We start from the raw sequence: 18,198 nt of genomic DNA, 5'->3' as shown, positions 1-18,198 counted from the left end.
AGTGTATCAAATTTGCCTTAAATACAAAATAAGAATGTAGATTATACGACATTTTTATTTCGTATTTTTCCTACATTCTTATTATAAACTTTGCATAATTTAAAATATATTTTATAACTTACTATATAATGACAAAAAACAACAAGACGGATGTTATATAATCAATTTTAAGAATTTGCATCTAGGTTAAGATAAGAACAATCATAGTATAAATATGATATACATAATGCTTTTTTAGTAGAGTTCATAATAAGCATCATAAAAATAATTTATATGCTACATAATAAAAAAGAAGTCGAAACCAAGATCTATACCAAATTCAAAAACAGAATCAATACCAAATTTAAAAACAAAATCAATACCAAAATCAATATCAAATTCAAAACAGGTAAAATGAATTTGCTGAAAGCGTTAGAGGGGAGGCACTACAACAAAGGATGCATATAAGACTACAGATGATTTCATCGGATATAACATAGTATCCTTTGCAACTAAATTAATGATTATACAAATCGTACTAATTGAAAAATAATTAAAATTACGGATAGTGCTTTGGGGTTGATTATAATTTTATTAACCGTAACATTTATGCACTGGGGATAAAATGAAATTTAAATTACTGTCTACTTCTCATAGCAACATATTGGGAGTAATGGCAGTGTTTTTTATATCTATGTTTTGTTCAATATACATAAATGCGGAGGAATGCAAACGATGAATGGTTAAAAATGAGATTCGTGGATTTATGCTTAAAATGAAGAATGATCCTAGAATTACAAGTGTTGGAAAACTCATCAGAAACTCATCAGAACGGACTAAGATGTTAGGAACGAGGGTGAGCTATTTGAATAGGGTATAATAGGGACAAAGCATAATATGAATGCGACATAATATGGACAAGGGGTCTGGTGAATGATCGGTACAAGTTCATATTTTCTTACCTGAGAAAGTTAACAAAAATCCTAGAAATATAGGCGCTTTGGCAGCTTAAAGGAGGGTTGAGGTGTTGCAGCAAATGGAGGAGAATCTTTTGGCTGTTTATTGTGAATATTAAGAGGAAAATAAGCTTTTGATATAGATATTATATAATAGTACACGCAAAAAAGTTCCTCCAGTGTGGATAGATTACCAACATAAGTTAAGCTGTCTACACAAATCATCCTATAGTCTGGATACTTTTCCATCGTCATAAAAAGGAAGTTGGAACCTATAAATCTAGCTCTGCCTGTCGTCAGAATGTTCATATTATTTATCCTTTATAGCTTTATTTATAGTATCTTCACAGGCTTAAGTCAAACCTCCTTCAATTTTAAAACTATGCTCATTTGATTGGACAACTAGGGAAGACAAGAGATAGTTTAGCGGTAGTTAATGACCAGATTGAAACGCTTACATATACTCATAATTTAAGTTATTGGTAGATTTGAGTTAAAAGAAATGGCTAAGGGCGATGAAAGGATTATCTTTGTTGGATTTGTTCAAGAACAGCAGCTTGAGGAAATGGATTTAAATCCTTGCATTTATACATTGCCTTCGGATTTGGAAGGCATGCTTCTGAGCTTATTAGAGGGTATGAATTACGGAAATTGCTGTTTAACAAGTGACATTGGGGAATGTGCTGAGGTCGTAGAAGATAAGGCAGTTATTTTTAAGAAGAGTGATGTGTATGATTTGAGAGAGAAACAACAGATGGTTTGTGACCATCCGGAAGTGGTAGATGACTATAAAAGAAAAGCCTGCCAGTTCATTTGCAATAAATATGACTGGGATGATGTAGTAGATAAAAAATTGAGATTATATATGGGGGTAAGACATGAAGGTATTGATGACAAATAAGTTCCTGTATCCGAAAGGTGGAGCAGAAACATATATATTTTCTTTAGGCAAAATATTAGCAGCGCAAGGTCATGAAGTTCAGTATTTTGGTTTAAAAAATGAGAAAAATATTGTTGGCAATAATGCGGATGCACTTGTCGACGATATGGATTTTTCAATTGGCATAAAGAACAATTTAAAAGCCCTATTTAGGATTGTATATAATTTCCAGGCTAAAAAGCAGATTAGAAAAGTTCTCGTTGATTTTAAACCGGACATTGTTCATTTAAATAATATTCAATTTCATCTTACTCCATCAATAATCATTGAAACTGATAAATGGAGAAAAGAAAACCATTCATCTTGTAAAATCATATATACAGCTCACGACTATCAATTAGTTTGTCCAAGCCATGGAATGTTTGATATTAATGTTAAATCCTGTGAGAAATGTTTAGATGGGAGATATATTCATTGCTTTAAGACAAAGTGTCTTAAGAATTCAAAAGCTAAAAGTCTTTTGGGTACAATTGATGGTTATTTTTGGAAATATAGCTCCGCTTATTCATATTTAAATGCAATTATATGTCCTAGTAAATTCCTGAAAGAGAAGCTTGATACTCAGCCTCAGTTTAGAGACAAAACAATTGTACTTCATAACTTTATGGATATTGTGCCATTGCAAAATGCAAATAAAGAAGACTATATTCTTGAGTTTGGTAAACTATGCAAAGATAAGGGAACAGATACTTTAATAGAAGTTGCAAAAAAAATGCCTGATCAAAAGTTTGTTTTCGCTGGATACGGACCATCAGTGGAGAAGATGAATGGAATTTCTAATATAGAGTATCTTGGTTTCAAGGGCGGAGATGAGTTATATAAGCTTATTGCAGAAGCAAAAATAAGTGTTTGTCCCTCTGAATGGTATGAGAATTGTCCGTTTTCTGTGATTGAATCTATTTCGTTGGGTACACCAGTTGTTGGTTCAAGAATAGGTGGCATACCCGAATTGATTGTTGATAGAAAAACAGGCGAACTATTTGAAGCTGGAAATGCTATTGAATTAGAAAAGGCAATTAGAAGAATTATCGATTCTAAAAGCACAATGGAGCAGTATACGAAGAATTGTTATGAGGTTAAATACGAGACGTCAGAAACATATTATACGAAGCTGATGGAAATATATGAAAAGAGGAATGATCATGCTAAATGAGTTTTATCAAAATATTGGAATGAAAGGATATTTTGATAGATACGGAGTCGTAAATGCTATTAAGCGTGGTATGTTTGTTGGAAATCCTGTTCATATAATTAAAGACTATGAAATAAAAAAAGTATTATGGCAGAAGTATGCATCAAAAAGGATTCGTAAATATTTGAAATTCCAAGACACAGATCCACAAGGGCTTAGTTTTAATGATGATTTTAAGGTGGAAAATCCTATCTGGATTTTTTGGAATACTGGAATGGAGAAAGCTCCTAAGATTGTCAAAAAGTGTTATAAAACAGTTTTAATGTATGGTGGCAGACCAGTTATTGTTCTTGACGAGAATAATATCGACGAATACATCACCTTTCCTAAATACATAGTTAATAAAACGTTGTCTGGAAATATTCCAATGGCAGGATATACGGATTTAATGCGTTTTGCACTGTTGGAACATTACGGTGGTACTTGGATTGATTCCACAGTGTTGTTAAGTGCACCTATTTCAGATGTGATTTTAGATTGCAATTTTTTTGCGTTGCAGAATTCAATGTGTCTGGTGAATAACCCAGTACTATTTGCTGTGTGGTTTTTACATGCAAAGTCCAGAGATAAAACGATTCGTCAGATAAGAAATGTCGCTTTTGCATATTGGACAAAAGAGGAGTGTGTAATTGAATACCTTTTGTCAAATTTAATCATTAATGAAATTATTACGGGGACTGAAATAGAAAAAAAAATACCATATATGAATACGGACTATAGTGAGTACTTAATTAGATGTCTGGGTGAAGACTATGATGAGGCAAAGCTGAATTGGATTTTTGGGTTAACAAATATTCATAAACTCACTTATAAGTTAGACAAATCTATTAGTGAAACAAACACGATGTATAACTTTATTATGAATGAATAAAGTTAAGAGTAGATATATAGCAAACATCACGCAAGGTGATATTTTTAATATAGTTCAATATATTAATGATATTACGGATGACAAAGACACCAGAAGCTCATTCTTTACGAAAATTATTGTAAGTGGCTATGATGCTAGTAAAGTGGGCGATTTCCCAATGGATATCTATTGCACAGATTCGCATGGTAATTCATCAAACATAGTAAAATCTATCTTACATGTAAAAGAAAAGAAGGCAGAAGCTCCAACAACAGCCCCAATGCTTCTTATTGCTGGTAACGGTGGATCGGCAACTGACTCAGAACACATTGATGGGGAGTTGATGTAGAAATTTAAATTCTTCGTCCTGTACCGGATACATTCACAGATTAGCTGAAAGCAATCGATCCAGTTAGAGGTGAAAACTTTGTTAATTATCTAGAAAGAGGACTTATGGCTATTTCGCAGGTTGAACATGAGACAATTAAGGTACCAGAAACAGAAACTTATGGGATTCAGGAATTGCATCTGCCTGCGTATCACTGTTTATGTTTGATGTTGGAAGACCATTTCTTTGGAAAATGAATTTACAAAATGAGGAGGAATTGTAATGTTAGATAAGAAAAAGATATTCATAAATCAACAAGCAAGAGATGGGTCAGGTACGGTATGTGCAATAGAATGGGCTAAGGGTTTTAAAGCTAATTGTTGCATAGTATATGCAACAATACCAAATACTGCAACAAATATCGAAGAATGGAAGAAAGAATTACCCGAAGAGCGATTGTTTATAGTAAAAGATTATAAAGACAAAAGTAAATTTGATTTTATTTTAAAGACACTCTATCTGCTATTTGTAGATCAATGGAGAATCCGTTACAAGTTCAGAAAAATAAAATTTGATTTTACATTTAGAACACATTATGGACATTGGAATTCAATTATAGAAAAATGTTTAAAAAAGGATCGAATTGTATCAATTTGTCATGATCCGATTAAGCATTCAGGGGAGAAAGCCTATTTTGAAAAGGCTGTTCAGAACTCAATTAAAGAAGCTGATGATGTAGTTGTTCTCACAGAGTCTTTTAAGTCACTAGTAAATAAAAACTATGGCATTCCCTTGGACAGAATACATTTTGTGCCGCATGGCCGAATGACCATGTATTTAGAGAAACAAAACAATAGGCATAAAATGGATTATTCAGGTGAAAATTTTAATTTTTTGTTTTTTGGAAGGATTGAAGAATACAAAGGATTGCATGTGTTAGCAAAAGCAGGACAGATTATTTTGGAAAAAAGAGATGATTTTTCAATAGTTGTTGCTGGAAATGGCGATTTTTCACCCTACGAGAAAGACTATTCTAAAATCAAAAATGTAAAGATTATCAACAGGTTTATTCCTGACGAGGAAGTTGGGTGCCTATTTGATGGTCCAAATGTAGTGACTGTTGTCCCTTATATTGATGCTACACAGTCTGGTGTAATTCCTATTGCATATGAATATGCTACACCAATAATTGCCTCTAATACAGGTGGATTAAAAGAACAATTGAACAACGGTGAGATTGGTCTCCTGTTCGATGCTGGAGATTCTCAAGACTTGGCTAATAAAATGGAATATATTATGAATAATATTGAAGAATTTAATAGGCAATCTGAATTGATGAAAAAATTTAGAGAAACATTGAAGTGGGATGTCATATCAAAGAAGCTGCTTGATCAACTGTTTCCAGAACCCTGTATTAAATGATTGATGGGTGGAAGATAATGGAGAATAACACAAAAAGAACGAAAGGACGATGGATTTTGACTTGTTTCATAATCCCAACGGTGCCTTTCGCAGAAAGGTGGAATATAAATATGAGAATTTTACATGTTTGTGCGCAGGAACCGGCATTTAATTCCGGAGGGTCATTGTGTGTCTACCAATCACATTATGCGTTAACAAAGCTGTATGAAGATGTAGATTATGCTGGACCGGCGATTTCTAATAAAGATATTGAATGTAAATATAAAAAAAGATACTACTTAGATGCGTCTATCAGTAAACTTACGAAGGCGATAACTCTTCTTCAATTGCAATTTGATAGATATTATCCAAATTGGAAAAATGCAAATATACCATTAGATCAGTATGATTTGATTTACGTTGAGTTCACCAAGATGAACTATGTTGTAAAGGATATAGCTGTATCTGGATTTAAAGGAAAGATAATCCTCAGAGCGCATAATGTAGAACGGGATTTTTATAGAATAGAATTAGAGAATGATAGGTCTCTATTGCGATTTATGAAATATAAATTAGGCGGAGGCCGGGAACGTTATATGACCCAAAAGGCCGATCGAGTTCTTGCGATTACTGAAATAGATGGTCAGAGATTTATTGATATTTATCAGATTCCAAAAGAAAAGATTGTCGTATTTCCCGTGGGAGTAAATGAAGCAAAGCATCAAAAAGAAATAACTGGCGAATTAAATGAAAAGATTAGATGCCTTATTACAGGGTCACTTTGGTTTGGACCAAATTGCGAAGGAGTTAAATGGTTTATCGAGAAAGTATGGCCTTTAGTTAAAGAAATATGCAATTTAACCTTGGCTGGAGCTAGTCCGTTAGAGGAAATAAAGAAACTTTGTCAAAAAGAAAATATTCATCTTGTAGAATCTCCGAAATCTATGATGCCATATTTTGAGAATACTGATATGGTTTTAGTACCAATTTTTGACGGCGGTGGAATGAAAGTTAAAATTGCCGAGGCAATGTCGTACGGGCTTCCGGTAGTTACCACAAGTCACGGAGTAATCGGTTATGCGATTGAAAATGGTGTGGATGGTTATGTTACAGATGATCCTCTTGCATTTGCGGAGGCTATAAAAACGTATTTCAACATGAATGATGATGATAGAAAAAAAATCTTGGAAAATGAGCGCAAGCTATATAGGGACAACTATAGCTTAGAGGCTATTGAAAGAGATGTTCATGAGATTATAGCGTCTCTTGAATGAAAATTAGATGGTGGGGGGAGATGCAAGATGAAGATAAAAACATCAAGCATGCTATTGTTGTGTATTGCCTTATGCACTATTGCCTTAGATGATTTTTTCGGTATAGGCACTTCAATGAACAATACATATTTATTTATAGGAAGTTTTTTTTTGTGTTTTATTTTGTGTGTTGTCCACGGGCAGAGACAAATGGCTGTCATTTCCCACAAATACCATTTTATTATAGGGTATGTAATTGCTATAGCTTTGTCATTTGTGGTAGTGTTTTTTTACTCATTAATAAATTATCCAGCACAGGATATAAGCGCGACGATAAACAGTAGTTATTCATATTTAGCTCTTTTGCTAGTATACCCAATCTTGGTGTTAATATTGCTACGTAATCACTCTAAACAGATATATCGTCTCCTTGATATTTTTGCTATAGTTATATATTGTCTAATCTTAATTCAGGTCTTTTTGTATAGAACAAATGGTACATTAATTTTTATGGAAAGCGTTGTTAGATTCCGAAATGAACGCTTGCGTTTAGGAATACATTTCTATGGAAATTTGATGATTATATATAATTTTTATAAAGTATATTGTAAAAAGGAAAATACATTTTTTAGATGGACACTTTTGACAGTTGGTCTTTTTGAACTTGTATTTTATCAACAAACAAGAGCATATACATTAGTTATACTAGTATGTATATTTACAATCGTTTTATTAGAGAAAAATACAAAGATCGTTTTTATAAAAAAAATAATTTTAATAGCCTTAGGCATTGCCATTATTTCACAGACTGAACTAGTGTCAAATTTTCTTCAATCACTCGCTACAACAGGAATAGAAGCAGGAAGCACGCTAGGAAGACAATACGCTATAGGGTATTATTGGTCCATGTTTTTATCTAATTTCCCATTTGGTATGGGATTCCCTAATACAGATAAATATTATTTTATTCTGCATAATTCAATAGGCTCTTATGTAACTTATGTAGATGATGTTGGAATAATAGGACAGCTTGGCGTTTGGGGGATTTTTTTAATCCCAATATTTGTTCTTCCGGTTATTAGATGGATACATATATTGAAGGAATTAAAAAAACATGGGAACTATGATACGTTTGTTTGGTATTGCACAGTACTAGTATACATTATTGTATCATCAGCTACACTTGTTGCTTTGGATAGTTATAGAATTATGATAATGCCTATTTTTATAGCTCTTATTGAATTTGAATATAGAAAATTCAAGGAAATTGAACGAGGTAATGATGATGGAGGAGTATTGTGAAAAGCAGGAGTAAGCTATTTGCCTTAAATGGGACATTATCACTTATACAACAGTTAATTACGGTTATTTGTGGATTGATTTTACCACAAATGATTTTAAAGGCATTTGGCTCATCGGTTAATGGAACGATGTCATCTATTACACAGTTTCTAAGCTTTATAACGTTACTACAGGGTGGCGTGGGAACAGTTGCTCGATTAGCATATTATAAGCCGCTAGCTCAGAATGACAACTATAAAATTAGTGTTGCATACAAAACCATTAGCAATTTTTATAAAAAGTTTGCTAATATTTTTGTTATATACCTTTTGGGATTAAGCTTTATATATCCTTTGTTAGTTAAGACGGGGTTTGACTATTTATATGTTGCTTCGCTAGTACTGATATTGGGAATCGCATCAGCTTCTGAATATTTTTTTGGACAAGCAAGTCAAATGCTTTTAGTTTCTGCTCAAAAAAATTATATATTTTCTTTAACACAGATAATTTGTACGTTGCTAAGTACCTTGATTGGAATTGCTCTTGTTAATAAGGGGGCTTCGATACATTTGGTTAAAATAGGAAGCGCTATTGTATATGCAATCAGACCAATTGTTCTTCTGTTTTATGTACAAAGAAAATACACGATTAATCAAACTGTAAAGCCAGATAAGTCACTATTATCGCAGAGAAATGCAGCACTTGTAAGACATATTGCATTTTATATCCATACAAGTACTGATGTAATGGTTTTGACGGTCTGTACGAATCTCTTGTGGGTATCAGTATATTCTGTTCATAAGTATGTTATTAGTAGTTTATCAAATCTTGTTACTGTGGTTTTAGGGAATGTTGAAGCCGTTTTTGGGGATATGGTAGCGAGAAATGAGCAAGAAATTATGAAGAAACAAGTTCCTGTTTATGATTTGTTTTCAAAAATAATATCTTGTAGTTGTTTTGTTACTTCTATCATTTTAATAAGTCGTTTTGTTCAGCTCTATACAAAGGGAGTTTCAGATATTGATTACTATCAGCCACTATTTGCAACATTGTTATCAGTATCTGAGTTGATATATTGTATGGGCATTACCTACCAGAGTATATACATTGCGGCGGGACATATTAAGAAGACTGAATGGATTGCAATCACAGAGGCTTGTATCAATCTGTTCCTTTCTATTGCATTAGTGTGGAAATTTGGAATTATCGGTGTAGTAATAGGAACTATAGCAGCAATGACATTTAAAACAATAGCGAATATTTACTATATGAAAAAAAATGTTTTTGATATGTCATTATGCTTCATCATTAAGAGCTATGCTGTCAATATATTGTTGGGAATATTGCTAATAACATTGAATTGGACTGTGTTTTATATTGAGATTCATAGTTATGTTCAATTTTTCTTGTGGGTAGTAATTGTTTTTGCCTTTACAGCATTTTCTTATTTAATTGTTAATATTGTTGTATTCAAAAATGAAATGCAAGAGATTATAGCGATGATAAAAAGGATAATATTGAAAAAGTGAAGAGTTCAGCTAAGAAATGTCAATAGTTAAATTTAAAAATATTTGATATTTATTCAAGCTAAAAAAGGGTAAGGTATAGCCTGAGGCTCCCCGTCAGCCGAATCATAAAACCTCATTGAATGAACTAATTGACTTAATTATAGGTATAAATCAGAAGAAACTGACTTCCCAAGGTGGTGAACATTATTTGTTCTATCCTAGAGGATTATATTTTATGAAAAGATTTAGCTATATCATTATTATACTAGGAGGCGATTATATGAACGAAAAAAGGGTATGTGTAATATCTGCATATACTTATATTCAACAACACATAAATTATGGCTCACTGTTTCAATATTATGCCTTAGAAACAATCTTGAAAAATTTAGGATATGCTCCGTATTGGTTACGTTACATTATAAAAGAACCAAAACTTTCTGGAATAAGCTGTGTAAAACAAGCCATTAAAAAAATACTAAAATTGGATATTAGTCCCCAGGAACGAAAAATTCTCAGAACGTTTGACGACTTCGTTTCAAGTAAATTGACAGTTTCCAAAAATATTTACTATTCGGAAGATGAACTAAAAATGGATCCGCCAGCAGCCGATTACTATATAACTGGTAGTGATCAAGTCTGGGGTGGGGTAGATTCTGCGAATTACTTGTGCTTTGTTCCAAAGGGAAAAAAGAAAATTTCTTATGCAGCAAGTTTTGGTAAATCAGAAATTTCAGATGCCCAGATGCGAACTATTAAGCCTTGGTTGAAAAACTTTGACTTTATTTCCGTAAGAGAAGAATCAGGCCTAAATATATGTGAGAAAATTAATGTTAAAGCCGAAAGAATGATTGATCCAACTTTTCTATTAAATAGAAGTGACTTTCCGTGTTCTGATAAATACATAGAACTTGATAACCAATATTTGCTTTTGTATTTTTTAAATATTAATAATAGCACAAGTTTGCCGCTTGAGGAAATCAATGAGATGTCTGAAACTACGAAGATTAAAACAGTTGCTGGAGTTAGTGAATTTGATCAGCTTATCGAATGTAAATATTTGGAGTATTTTGCACCAGAAGATTGGCTTAGTGGTTATAAATATGCAGAAGGTATTTTGACAAATACATTTCATGGAACGGTATTTGCATTGATTTATCACAAGCCATTTCTAGTCTTTCTTCAAAAAGGAAGATTTGAAAAACAAAATGAGAGAATCTTTTCACTACTTCGTCTTTATGGTTTAGAAGATAGAGTATATGATGGAAATCAAAAAATACTTATTCAATTGAAGGAGAAAATAGATTGGGTAAAAGTGGATAACATAATTAGTCAAGAGCGCAATAAAGCGCAAAGGTTTATAATGAAAACATTAGCATAGCCATTATGGAGAGGAAATTTAAATGTTAGAAAAGATAAAATGCACAGGATGTAGCGCATGTGGGGATATATGCCCTAAAAGATGTATACAATTTAATATGGATGAAGAGGGATTCTATTATCCTGTAATAGATGGCAAATTATGTGTTGAATGTAAGGCATGCGAAAATGTTTGCCCTGTATTACATCAACCAATACAGCGCTTAACTGAGACGAAATGTTACGCCTTAAAGAATAAAAACTATAATATACAAATAAAAAGCTCTTCTGGTGGAGTCTTTTCGGAAATTGCCTTTTATGTGTTAAGAGATAAAGGAATAGTATGGGGTGCGATGTTTGATAAAGAGTTTAATGTTGTGCATTCCTATGTCACAAACGAGAACGACTTGTATAAGATTTCAAGAAGCAAATATGTTCAGAGCAGGATGGATTCAGTATATATTGAAATAAGAAAACAACTTCAAAATGGACTTTTAGTATTATTTTCAGGAACACCTTGCCAGGTTACTGCTTTATCCAATTTTCTAAATACAGATAGATATAAAAATCAATTGATTTTAATTGATATTGTTTGTCATGGTGTGCCAAGCCCTATGATTTGGCAGGAGTTTCTTAAAACTATTAGTAAAAAATTTAATAAACGTCGAGAAGACATAAAATATATAGCATTTAAGATTAAAGATAACTCAAAATATGAATGGACGCACTCAGGGTTTTCTATTGAGTGGAAAGATGACAAATATATAGATTATGCCAACTGTAGTTGGTATGAAAATGGGTTTTTGGGAAATTTGTATGTTAGACCATCGTGTCATAGTTGTGAATTTAAAAACTTAAAGTCAACCTCAGACATCACAATAGGAGATTTTTGGGGATGCGATAAAGTTATTCCAGCATTTAATGATAGAAATGGAGTATCTATACTCTTTACACAAACTGATGCTGGAAAGAAATTATTTGGAGATATTAGTAATAAATTTGAAGTAATACCTATATCTGTTGAAGATGCTTGTAGATATAATTATAGAATTACTAATCCTACTCCCAAAGCGGATAGAAGGAACTTCTTTTGGGAAAATTACAAACAAATAAATAATGAAAGAAGTTATGATCAAATCGATTTATTAATAGCTAAAAGTCTAAAGCCAAAATATGCATTGAAACTCATTAGACATTGGACAAATAAGGTAAGAAAATATATGGATGATATCTAAAGTAGAAGGAGAAAGAGGCGTATGGAGATATTGGTTGAAAATATGAAAAAACAGGTGCAATGTTATCAATATATTTCTTTCGATATTTTTGATACTTTGTTATTTCGTACGGTTAAAAGTCCTGAATCGATATTTAAGTTGGTAGAAGATGGTTTTAGTCAATGCTGTAATCATAAACTGAAAAGATTTCAGGAAGATAGAACGAAGGCAGAGCAAGTAGCTCGGAGTTTAAATAACCATAATGAAATTACGATGGATCAAATATATGAGCAACTGCCGTATGACAAAGAAATCAAAGAAATTCTCATAAAATTGGAAAAGGAAATAGAGGTAGAGAACTGTATTCCCAATATTCCTATGATTGAGGTTTTGAAGTGGTGTAAGAGTATTGGTAAAACAGTGATTATTATAACAGACATGTATTTGGACAGGATCACAATAGATTCTATTCTAAGTAAGATCGGAGCAAATTATAATTATATTTATATTTCGAATGAGATAGGAAAAACAAAGTTATTTGGAGATCTCTTCACACATGTTATTTCTGATTTAGGAATTACAGCAGATCAACTGTTGCATATAGGTGATAATCCAGTTAATGATATTAAGAGAGCTGAAGAAGTTGGAATAGAAGCCGTTGAATGTATACAGTATCCATATATAGATACACATAATATATATAAATCTATCGTCGAAGAACATTTCGAATGTTTCCAAAGTAGATGCGAACAAAGTTTCTGTGATTTTACTGTTGAAAGAAAAATTGGAATTAGGGTATTTGCACCTTTTATCGTGGAATTTTGTAAATGGATTCATCATAAAAAGGAATTGTATGGACTGGAAACACTTCTTTTCGTTGCAAGAGAGGGATTCTTAATTAAAAAATGTTACAGTATTCTATACCCGCAAGATGATTCACAATATGTGTGCCTAAATCGTAATCTTCTCAGATTACCGATGATTAAACAAGGTACTATTTCAAAACAATTGCTTTTGGGTATTTCAGGTCAGCCAGATTATTCTTGGAGAGAATTGATCCAATATATGGGGAATGAGAATGTCGATTACATAGCAAAGATATTAAAGAGTCAGAATCGTGATTTTACTTTAGAGGCCAGAATCTCATATTCAGATATACAGGAAAAAAAGATAGATGAGCAGTTGAATTTAATCGCAGACCTTTTACAGAATGAGATTGAAGAACAGACGAAATTTCTTCGTCAGTATTTGAGCCAAGCTTGTACTATTTCTAGAAAGATCGGCTTGATTAATAATAGTATCAATGGTACCGGTCAGTATCTTGTGGAGCGATTTTTAGAAAAGGATGGAAGGCATAGCGATATTTTAGGATTGCAATTCATTCAATCGAATACATGTGTTGAGCGATTGGCTGACAGAAGTGTGGCATGGTTGACTTGCGACGGTGACTATAGAAATTTTGTTCACGAGTTTGGAGAACACTCAATTTTATTTGAACACGTGTTGTTTCAAGCATTAGGAACGGCAAAAAAATTTATAAAAAATGAAGACGGCAGTGTAGGTGTTCTATGTGAGCAACAACGAATGGAAATACGAAATAATACTACTATTAATGCTATACAAGAAGCAGTATTACGATATACAGAATGGATGAGCGGCAATGTTAAAGTAGATTTAGGATTGAGAGCATTGAAAACATATAAGAAAATGATTGAATATCCAGATTATGAAGTTGCAGATATAATCTGTAATCTTTTTGATGATGATGTTGAAGAAGATCGTAAGGTTGCAGATCCAAGTATACCATATAAAAGTAGCTATTTATTTGCTAAGAACATTCCGCATACTATTAAATGGGTACCTGGATATCTAGTTTTAAATAACAAGGGCCGAATAGCATTGATAATTTATCATTATAGGATGGAAATTAGAGAAATGCGTACCAAGCTACGTCGTGGAGGAAAAGAAAAATGATTATATGTGATTTTATTCTCAGAGTGGGTTGGAAAATATATCGAATATTTCATGGTGAGTCAAGAAAATTTTGGGATACATCTCGAGTGAAATATAAAGGACAGGAAGCTAATGATTTTGTTAGAAATGCTATTTTATCTGCTCAAAATGGATTGATGGTAACAAAATTTGGTACAATAGAATTGAATTCAATATGCTCCTGTAAACGATACGAAGAAGGATTTAAGTTTTCGGACTATTTGGATTATATGCGCGGAAAGGGATGTTTATATCCAAACAAAGCATTGATAGGCTTGTGTTCAAATGCGGGTTTTTTCCCCGCTTCAGTTGATTTAGAGTTTGAATATACAGACTTAGTTTTAGAAGACATAAAATTAATAGATATTCTCGGATCGTATGCTGAACAGGAGTGCTACCTAGAACAGGAATTAGCACACTGTAAAAAAATTGATATATATGGTTACTGTGCTCCTTTTGCATATGAGAATCCTTGGACTAGTGCGTTAAAAGGCAAAAAAGTGTTAGTTGTTCATCCATTTACTGAATCTATAAAAAAACAGTATGCTATACGAGAAAAACTCTATGAGGATCCGAATGTGCTGCCTGAATTTAAAGAATTGTATTTGGTTAAAGCAGTTCAAAGTATTGCAGGTAATGGTGAAAATACGGGGTTCGCTGATTGGTTTGAGGCCCTTCATGTAATGGAAGAAGAGATTGATAGCTATGACTATGATGTTGCTCTTATTGGATGCGGCGCGTATGGTATGTCATTTGCGGCTCATTGTAAACGAAATGGTAAAATAGCTATTCATATGGCAAGTTGGGTTCAGATGTTGTTTGGAATCTATGGTCAAAGGTGGGCAGTTGACCAGCCTGAGTATGCAGATTTTATAAATGAATATTGGACTAGGCCTCTGAAAAGTGAAAAACCTAAAAATGCTGATGTTGTAGAGAATGGTGCATATTGGTAATATACTATAAAAGGCGATTTGTTTTTACGAGGGAGGGAGAAGATGAAAAATACGGCGTGATTATAGTTGGCGGCGGTGGCAAACGCTTTTGGCCTTTATCAAGACAGAAATCTGCCAAGCAATTACTTAATCTTGGCAAAGAGTTGATGGTTGGAAGATGGGATATGATAAAACTCATCCTGAAGATGTATTCTTCATACCGTTGGGAACTGTACATGCAATAGGAGCAGGAAAACAATAAACAAGGGGGTGGTAACACTATGAAAAAACAAACTACATTAAGACAGGATCGCAGGTGCGTAAGCATAATTAGTATTTTATTAAAGACAGTATATAGAAGAAAAGGCGGCTATTGGGTAGGTGAATACCTTAGAAAAAAGAATGTTTTGTACTCTATAGGGAAGAATGTCTATTTCGGCGGAAAACTACCAAGTGATCCATTTCTAGTATCGCTTGGTGATAATGTTACGATTGCTTCGAATGTAATGATGTATACTCATGATATTTTCGGTGAGATGTTATCTAAAAGTGATGAATATCGCGACTATAATAAATGCACTTCTTATTATTCACCAATTAAGATATGTAATAATGTTGCAATAGGTGGAAATGTTACTATTATGCCTGGAGTAACAATTGGAAGCTATGTTATTGTTGCAGGTGGTAGTGTTGTAACAAAAGATATACCAAATGGTGTAATAGTCGGAGGCGCACCGGCAAAGATACTTGGGAATACCAGGGATTTTGTGATGAAGCGCTATGACGAAAATCCTAGACAATGGAGCTGGGATGATCAGTTGAGTGAATTGATTAATTATTATTGGAAAGAATAAGCTTCTAGATCAAAAGATATTCTGTGTGAGAAAAAAATGGGAGATGGGAGGAGGGGGTATGATATATAATGTTGTGGAAAAGGCTATTCGCTTAATTATTACAACACAATTAGTCTAAATAATTAATTTAAAAATAAATTTTACAACTTACTATATAGTGACAAAAAAACACAAGATGGAGGTTGTATAATCAATATTAAGAATTTGCTTCTAGTTAAAGACAACAAGAATCATATTATGAATATGATATGCATAACGCTTTTCAAGTAGTTTTTATAATAAGCTACTTAAAAATGGATTAGAGGCAAGTGATAGAGGAGGCAAGTAATCGAGGAGGCAAGTAATCGAGGAGGCAGCAACAACAACAAAGGATATATATAAGACTGCAGATGAGTTCATCGGATATAGATTAGTATCCGTTGGAACATTACTAATGATTTGGAAATATACCAAATCAAAAAACAATTAAAATTACAGATAGTGCTTTTGTGTTGATTAAAATTCTATTCACAGTAACATTTGTACACTATTAATAAAAATGAAATTTAAATGTCCTGTCTTCTTCTCATAGCAACTTCGTGGGAGGAATGGCAGTATTTTTTATATATACAAGTTTTAATCAATATACATAGAAAGTTCATTAGAAAGAGACAAGCTACGATGAATTGTAGCAGTTCTGGAATGTACTAAGAGTTGATATGAGCGTTATTGAAACAACATCCACCTATAATTGGATAGTTAATCAGTATGAGGTAAAAAACATAAGAAGGCTCAGCATTAAACCAGGACTTAATGATATATAGAATGTTAGTGATAGAAATCAGATTCATGAATTAGGGCATATTGTTAATTATGATCTTGAATATATCGATAGCTGGTCGGTTGAGTTGGATATAAGTTGATGTGTAAAACGTTGGCTGTGGCGTTTGCCAGGAGGAACTCGATTTAAAAGTTATTGGCGTAATATAGGAAGGAACATAAATGAAAATTGCTATGATTGGTCACAAAAGAATTCCATCTCGGGAGGGTGGAGTTGAAATTGTAGTAGAAGAAATTTCTAAAAGATTAGTTGAATTAGGTCATTCAGTATATGTATATAACAGGAGTGGTCATCATATTTCAGGTAAAAATTTTGATGATGATTCCAATAATCACCTAAAAGTTTATGAAGGAATTAGAATTATAATGGTACCGACAATTGATAAGAAAGGGCTGTCTGCTCTTATATACTCTGGAGTAGCTACATTTATAGCTTTGTTTGGGCATTATGATTGTATACATTTTCATGCGGAAGGTCCTTGTGCAATGATATGGCTACCTCATCTGTTTGGAATCCGTACAGTAGCCACAATTCATGGTTTAGACTGGCAGAGAGCAAAATGGAATGGATTTGCAACAAAGTATTTGAAATTTGGTGAAAAAATGGCTGCAAAATATGCAGATGAAGTGATTGTACTTTCAAATAATGTTCATAAATATTTCTTGGATACATATGGTAGAGACACAAATTTTATATCAAATGGTATCTCAAAGCCTAAAATTATAGAGGCAGGTATTATTGAAAAAAAATGGAATTTAAAAAGAAATGAATATTTCTTATTTCTTGGAAGGCTTGTTCCTGAAAAAGGACTATATTATTTGGTGGATGCTTTTAGAAATATTTCTACATTAAAAAAATTAGTAATTGCTGGGGGAAGTAGTGACACGAATGATTATATTGTTGATATTAAAAGAAAAGCAGCAGAAGACAGCAGAATAGTATTTACAGATTTTGTTCAAGGAGAAGTTTTGGAGGAATTATATAGTAATGCATATGTGTATGTACTTCCAAGTGATCTTGAGGGAATGCCAATAAGTCTTTTAGAGGCGATGAGTTATGGAAATTGCTGCTTGGTAAGCAACATTCCTGAATGTGCAGAGGTAGTTGAAGATAAGGCTGTTGTTTTTAATAAGAGTGACGTAGTTGATTTGAGTGAAAAATTAGAATATTTAGTTAACAATACCCAGATAGTAGATAGATATAAGCAAGAGGCTAGCAAGTTTATATGTGGCAGATATAATTGGGATGAGATAGTAAAACGAACAACTGAATTGTATAGAGGAGAAAGGAATCCTATTGTCGCCAAAGATGTATGAAACGTTGCATTAAATAGTTGAAC

At 32.8% G+C, this 18,198-nt stretch carries 16 protein-coding genes and 1 pseudogene; all 17 read left to right on the top strand.

Translation table 11 applies throughout. The annotated features are described in order from the left end of the window. Window positions 1-718: 718 nt before the first annotated feature. On the top strand, window positions 719-859 hold the full coding sequence (locus tag BMY18_RS20850; RefSeq protein ID WP_139197334.1) for a sugar transferase: 141 nt from the start codon (window positions 719-721) through the stop codon (window positions 857-859). 578 nt (window positions 860-1,437) lie between these two features. Next, window positions 1,438-1,836: a glycosyltransferase gene (locus BMY18_RS18235; RefSeq protein ID WP_092457177.1), complete on the top strand. Its 399-nt coding sequence runs from the start codon at window positions 1,438-1,440 to the stop codon at window positions 1,834-1,836. Next, window positions 1,814-3,028, top strand: coding sequence for a glycosyltransferase family 4 protein (locus BMY18_RS18230; protein ID WP_092457174.1), 1,215 nt, complete (start codon window positions 1,814-1,816; stop codon window positions 3,026-3,028). Before BMY18_RS18235 ends, BMY18_RS18230 begins: the two co-directional genes overlap by 23 nt. Further along, window positions 3,018-3,938: a capsular polysaccharide synthesis protein gene (locus tag BMY18_RS18225; RefSeq protein WP_170841487.1), complete on the top strand. Its 921-nt coding sequence runs from the start codon at window positions 3,018-3,020 to the stop codon at window positions 3,936-3,938. Before BMY18_RS18230 ends, BMY18_RS18225 begins: the two co-directional genes overlap by 11 nt. Further along, window positions 3,931-4,266, top strand: coding sequence for a hypothetical protein (locus BMY18_RS18220; protein ID WP_092457168.1), 336 nt, complete (start codon window positions 3,931-3,933; stop codon window positions 4,264-4,266). The genes BMY18_RS18225 and BMY18_RS18220 overlap by 8 nt, the downstream gene beginning before the upstream one ends. Before the next feature lie 131 nt (window positions 4,267-4,397). Further along, window positions 4,398-4,502, top strand: a pseudogene (locus BMY18_RS20840) (phosphoheptose isomerase); the annotation flags it as partial. 25 nt (window positions 4,503-4,527) lie between these two features. Continuing rightward, window positions 4,528-5,667 (top strand): glycosyltransferase family 4 protein, encoded by a 1,140-nt coding sequence (locus BMY18_RS18215; RefSeq protein WP_092457165.1) that lies wholly within the window; start codon window positions 4,528-4,530, stop codon window positions 5,665-5,667. 110 nt (window positions 5,668-5,777) lie between these two features. After that, window positions 5,778-6,920, top strand: a complete 1,143-nt coding sequence (locus BMY18_RS18210) for a glycosyltransferase family 4 protein (RefSeq protein WP_170841486.1) — start codon at window positions 5,778-5,780, stop codon at window positions 6,918-6,920. Window positions 6,921-7,475: 555 nt separating this feature from the next. Beyond that, window positions 7,476-8,201: a hypothetical protein gene (locus BMY18_RS20835; protein ID WP_139197332.1), complete on the top strand. Its 726-nt coding sequence runs from the start codon at window positions 7,476-7,478 to the stop codon at window positions 8,199-8,201. Continuing rightward, on the top strand, window positions 8,198-9,709 hold the full coding sequence (locus tag BMY18_RS18200) for a polysaccharide biosynthesis protein (RefSeq protein WP_092457156.1): 1,512 nt from the start codon (window positions 8,198-8,200) through the stop codon (window positions 9,707-9,709). The genes BMY18_RS20835 and BMY18_RS18200 overlap by 4 nt, the downstream gene beginning before the upstream one ends. A gap of 259 nt (window positions 9,710-9,968) precedes the next feature. Next, entirely contained in the window at window positions 9,969-11,069 is a 1,101-nt protein-coding gene (locus tag BMY18_RS18195) for a polysaccharide pyruvyl transferase family protein (protein ID WP_170841485.1), read from the top strand. 22 nt (window positions 11,070-11,091) lie between these two features. Then, a complete protein-coding gene (locus BMY18_RS18190; protein WP_092457150.1) occupies window positions 11,092-12,282 on the top strand; it encodes a Coenzyme F420 hydrogenase/dehydrogenase, beta subunit C-terminal domain in 1,191 nt (396 codons plus the stop codon). Window positions 12,283-12,303: 21 nt separating this feature from the next. After that, entirely contained in the window at window positions 12,304-14,235 is a 1,932-nt protein-coding gene (locus BMY18_RS18185; RefSeq protein ID WP_092457148.1) for an HAD-IA family hydrolase, read from the top strand. Continuing rightward, window positions 14,232-15,206, top strand: coding sequence for a hypothetical protein (locus tag BMY18_RS18180; RefSeq protein ID WP_092457145.1), 975 nt, complete (start codon window positions 14,232-14,234; stop codon window positions 15,204-15,206). Before BMY18_RS18185 ends, BMY18_RS18180 begins: the two co-directional genes overlap by 4 nt. Window positions 15,207-15,262: 56 nt before the next feature. Continuing rightward, entirely contained in the window at window positions 15,263-15,430 is a 168-nt protein-coding gene (locus BMY18_RS21730; protein ID WP_242941071.1) for a sugar phosphate nucleotidyltransferase, read from the top strand. A gap of 36 nt (window positions 15,431-15,466) precedes the next feature. Next, window positions 15,467-16,039, top strand: a complete 573-nt coding sequence (locus BMY18_RS18170) for an acyltransferase (RefSeq protein ID WP_092457140.1) — start codon at window positions 15,467-15,469, stop codon at window positions 16,037-16,039. Between the two features lie 981 nt (window positions 16,040-17,020). Next, entirely contained in the window at window positions 17,021-18,175 is a 1,155-nt protein-coding gene (locus BMY18_RS18165; RefSeq protein WP_242941070.1) for a glycosyltransferase family 4 protein, read from the top strand. The last annotated feature ends 23 nt before the right edge of the window (window positions 18,176-18,198 follow it).

Source organism: [Clostridium] fimetarium (genome assembly GCF_900111235.1).
GTDB lineage: Bacteria > Bacillota > Clostridia > Lachnospirales > Lachnospiraceae > Clostridium_N > Clostridium_N fimetarium.
The sequence above is the reverse complement of the archived record's forward strand: the minus strand, read 5'-3'. Positions and strand labels throughout refer to the sequence as shown.

Coding starts and splice junctions, on each gene's coding strand:
- BMY18_RS18195 (WP_170841485.1), top strand. CDS start 9,969: ATGAACGAAAAAAGGGTATGTGTAATATCTGCATATACTTATATTCAA.
- BMY18_RS18210 (WP_170841486.1), top strand. CDS start 5,778: ATGAGAATTTTACATGTTTGTGCGCAGGAACCGGCATTTAATTCCGGA.
- BMY18_RS18190 (WP_092457150.1), top strand. CDS start 11,092: ATGTTAGAAAAGATAAAATGCACAGGATGTAGCGCATGTGGGGATATA.
- BMY18_RS18225 (WP_170841487.1), top strand. CDS start 3,018: ATGCTAAATGAGTTTTATCAAAATATTGGAATGAAAGGATATTTTGAT.
- BMY18_RS18170 (WP_092457140.1), top strand. CDS start 15,467: ATGAAAAAACAAACTACATTAAGACAGGATCGCAGGTGCGTAAGCATA.
- BMY18_RS18220 (WP_092457168.1), top strand. CDS start 3,931: ATGAATAAAGTTAAGAGTAGATATATAGCAAACATCACGCAAGGTGAT.
- BMY18_RS18180 (WP_092457145.1), top strand. CDS start 14,232: ATGATTATATGTGATTTTATTCTCAGAGTGGGTTGGAAAATATATCGA.
- BMY18_RS18230 (WP_092457174.1), top strand. CDS start 1,814: ATGAAGGTATTGATGACAAATAAGTTCCTGTATCCGAAAGGTGGAGCA.
- BMY18_RS20835 (WP_139197332.1), top strand. CDS start 7,476: ATGATTATATATAATTTTTATAAAGTATATTGTAAAAAGGAAAATACA.
- BMY18_RS18235 (WP_092457177.1), top strand. CDS start 1,438: ATGGCTAAGGGCGATGAAAGGATTATCTTTGTTGGATTTGTTCAAGAA.
- BMY18_RS20850 (WP_139197334.1), top strand. CDS start 719: ATGGTTAAAAATGAGATTCGTGGATTTATGCTTAAAATGAAGAATGAT.
- BMY18_RS18215 (WP_092457165.1), top strand. CDS start 4,528: ATGTTAGATAAGAAAAAGATATTCATAAATCAACAAGCAAGAGATGGG.
- BMY18_RS18165 (WP_242941070.1), top strand. CDS start 17,021: ATGAAAATTGCTATGATTGGTCACAAAAGAATTCCATCTCGGGAGGGT.
- BMY18_RS18185 (WP_092457148.1), top strand. CDS start 12,304: ATGGAGATATTGGTTGAAAATATGAAAAAACAGGTGCAATGTTATCAA.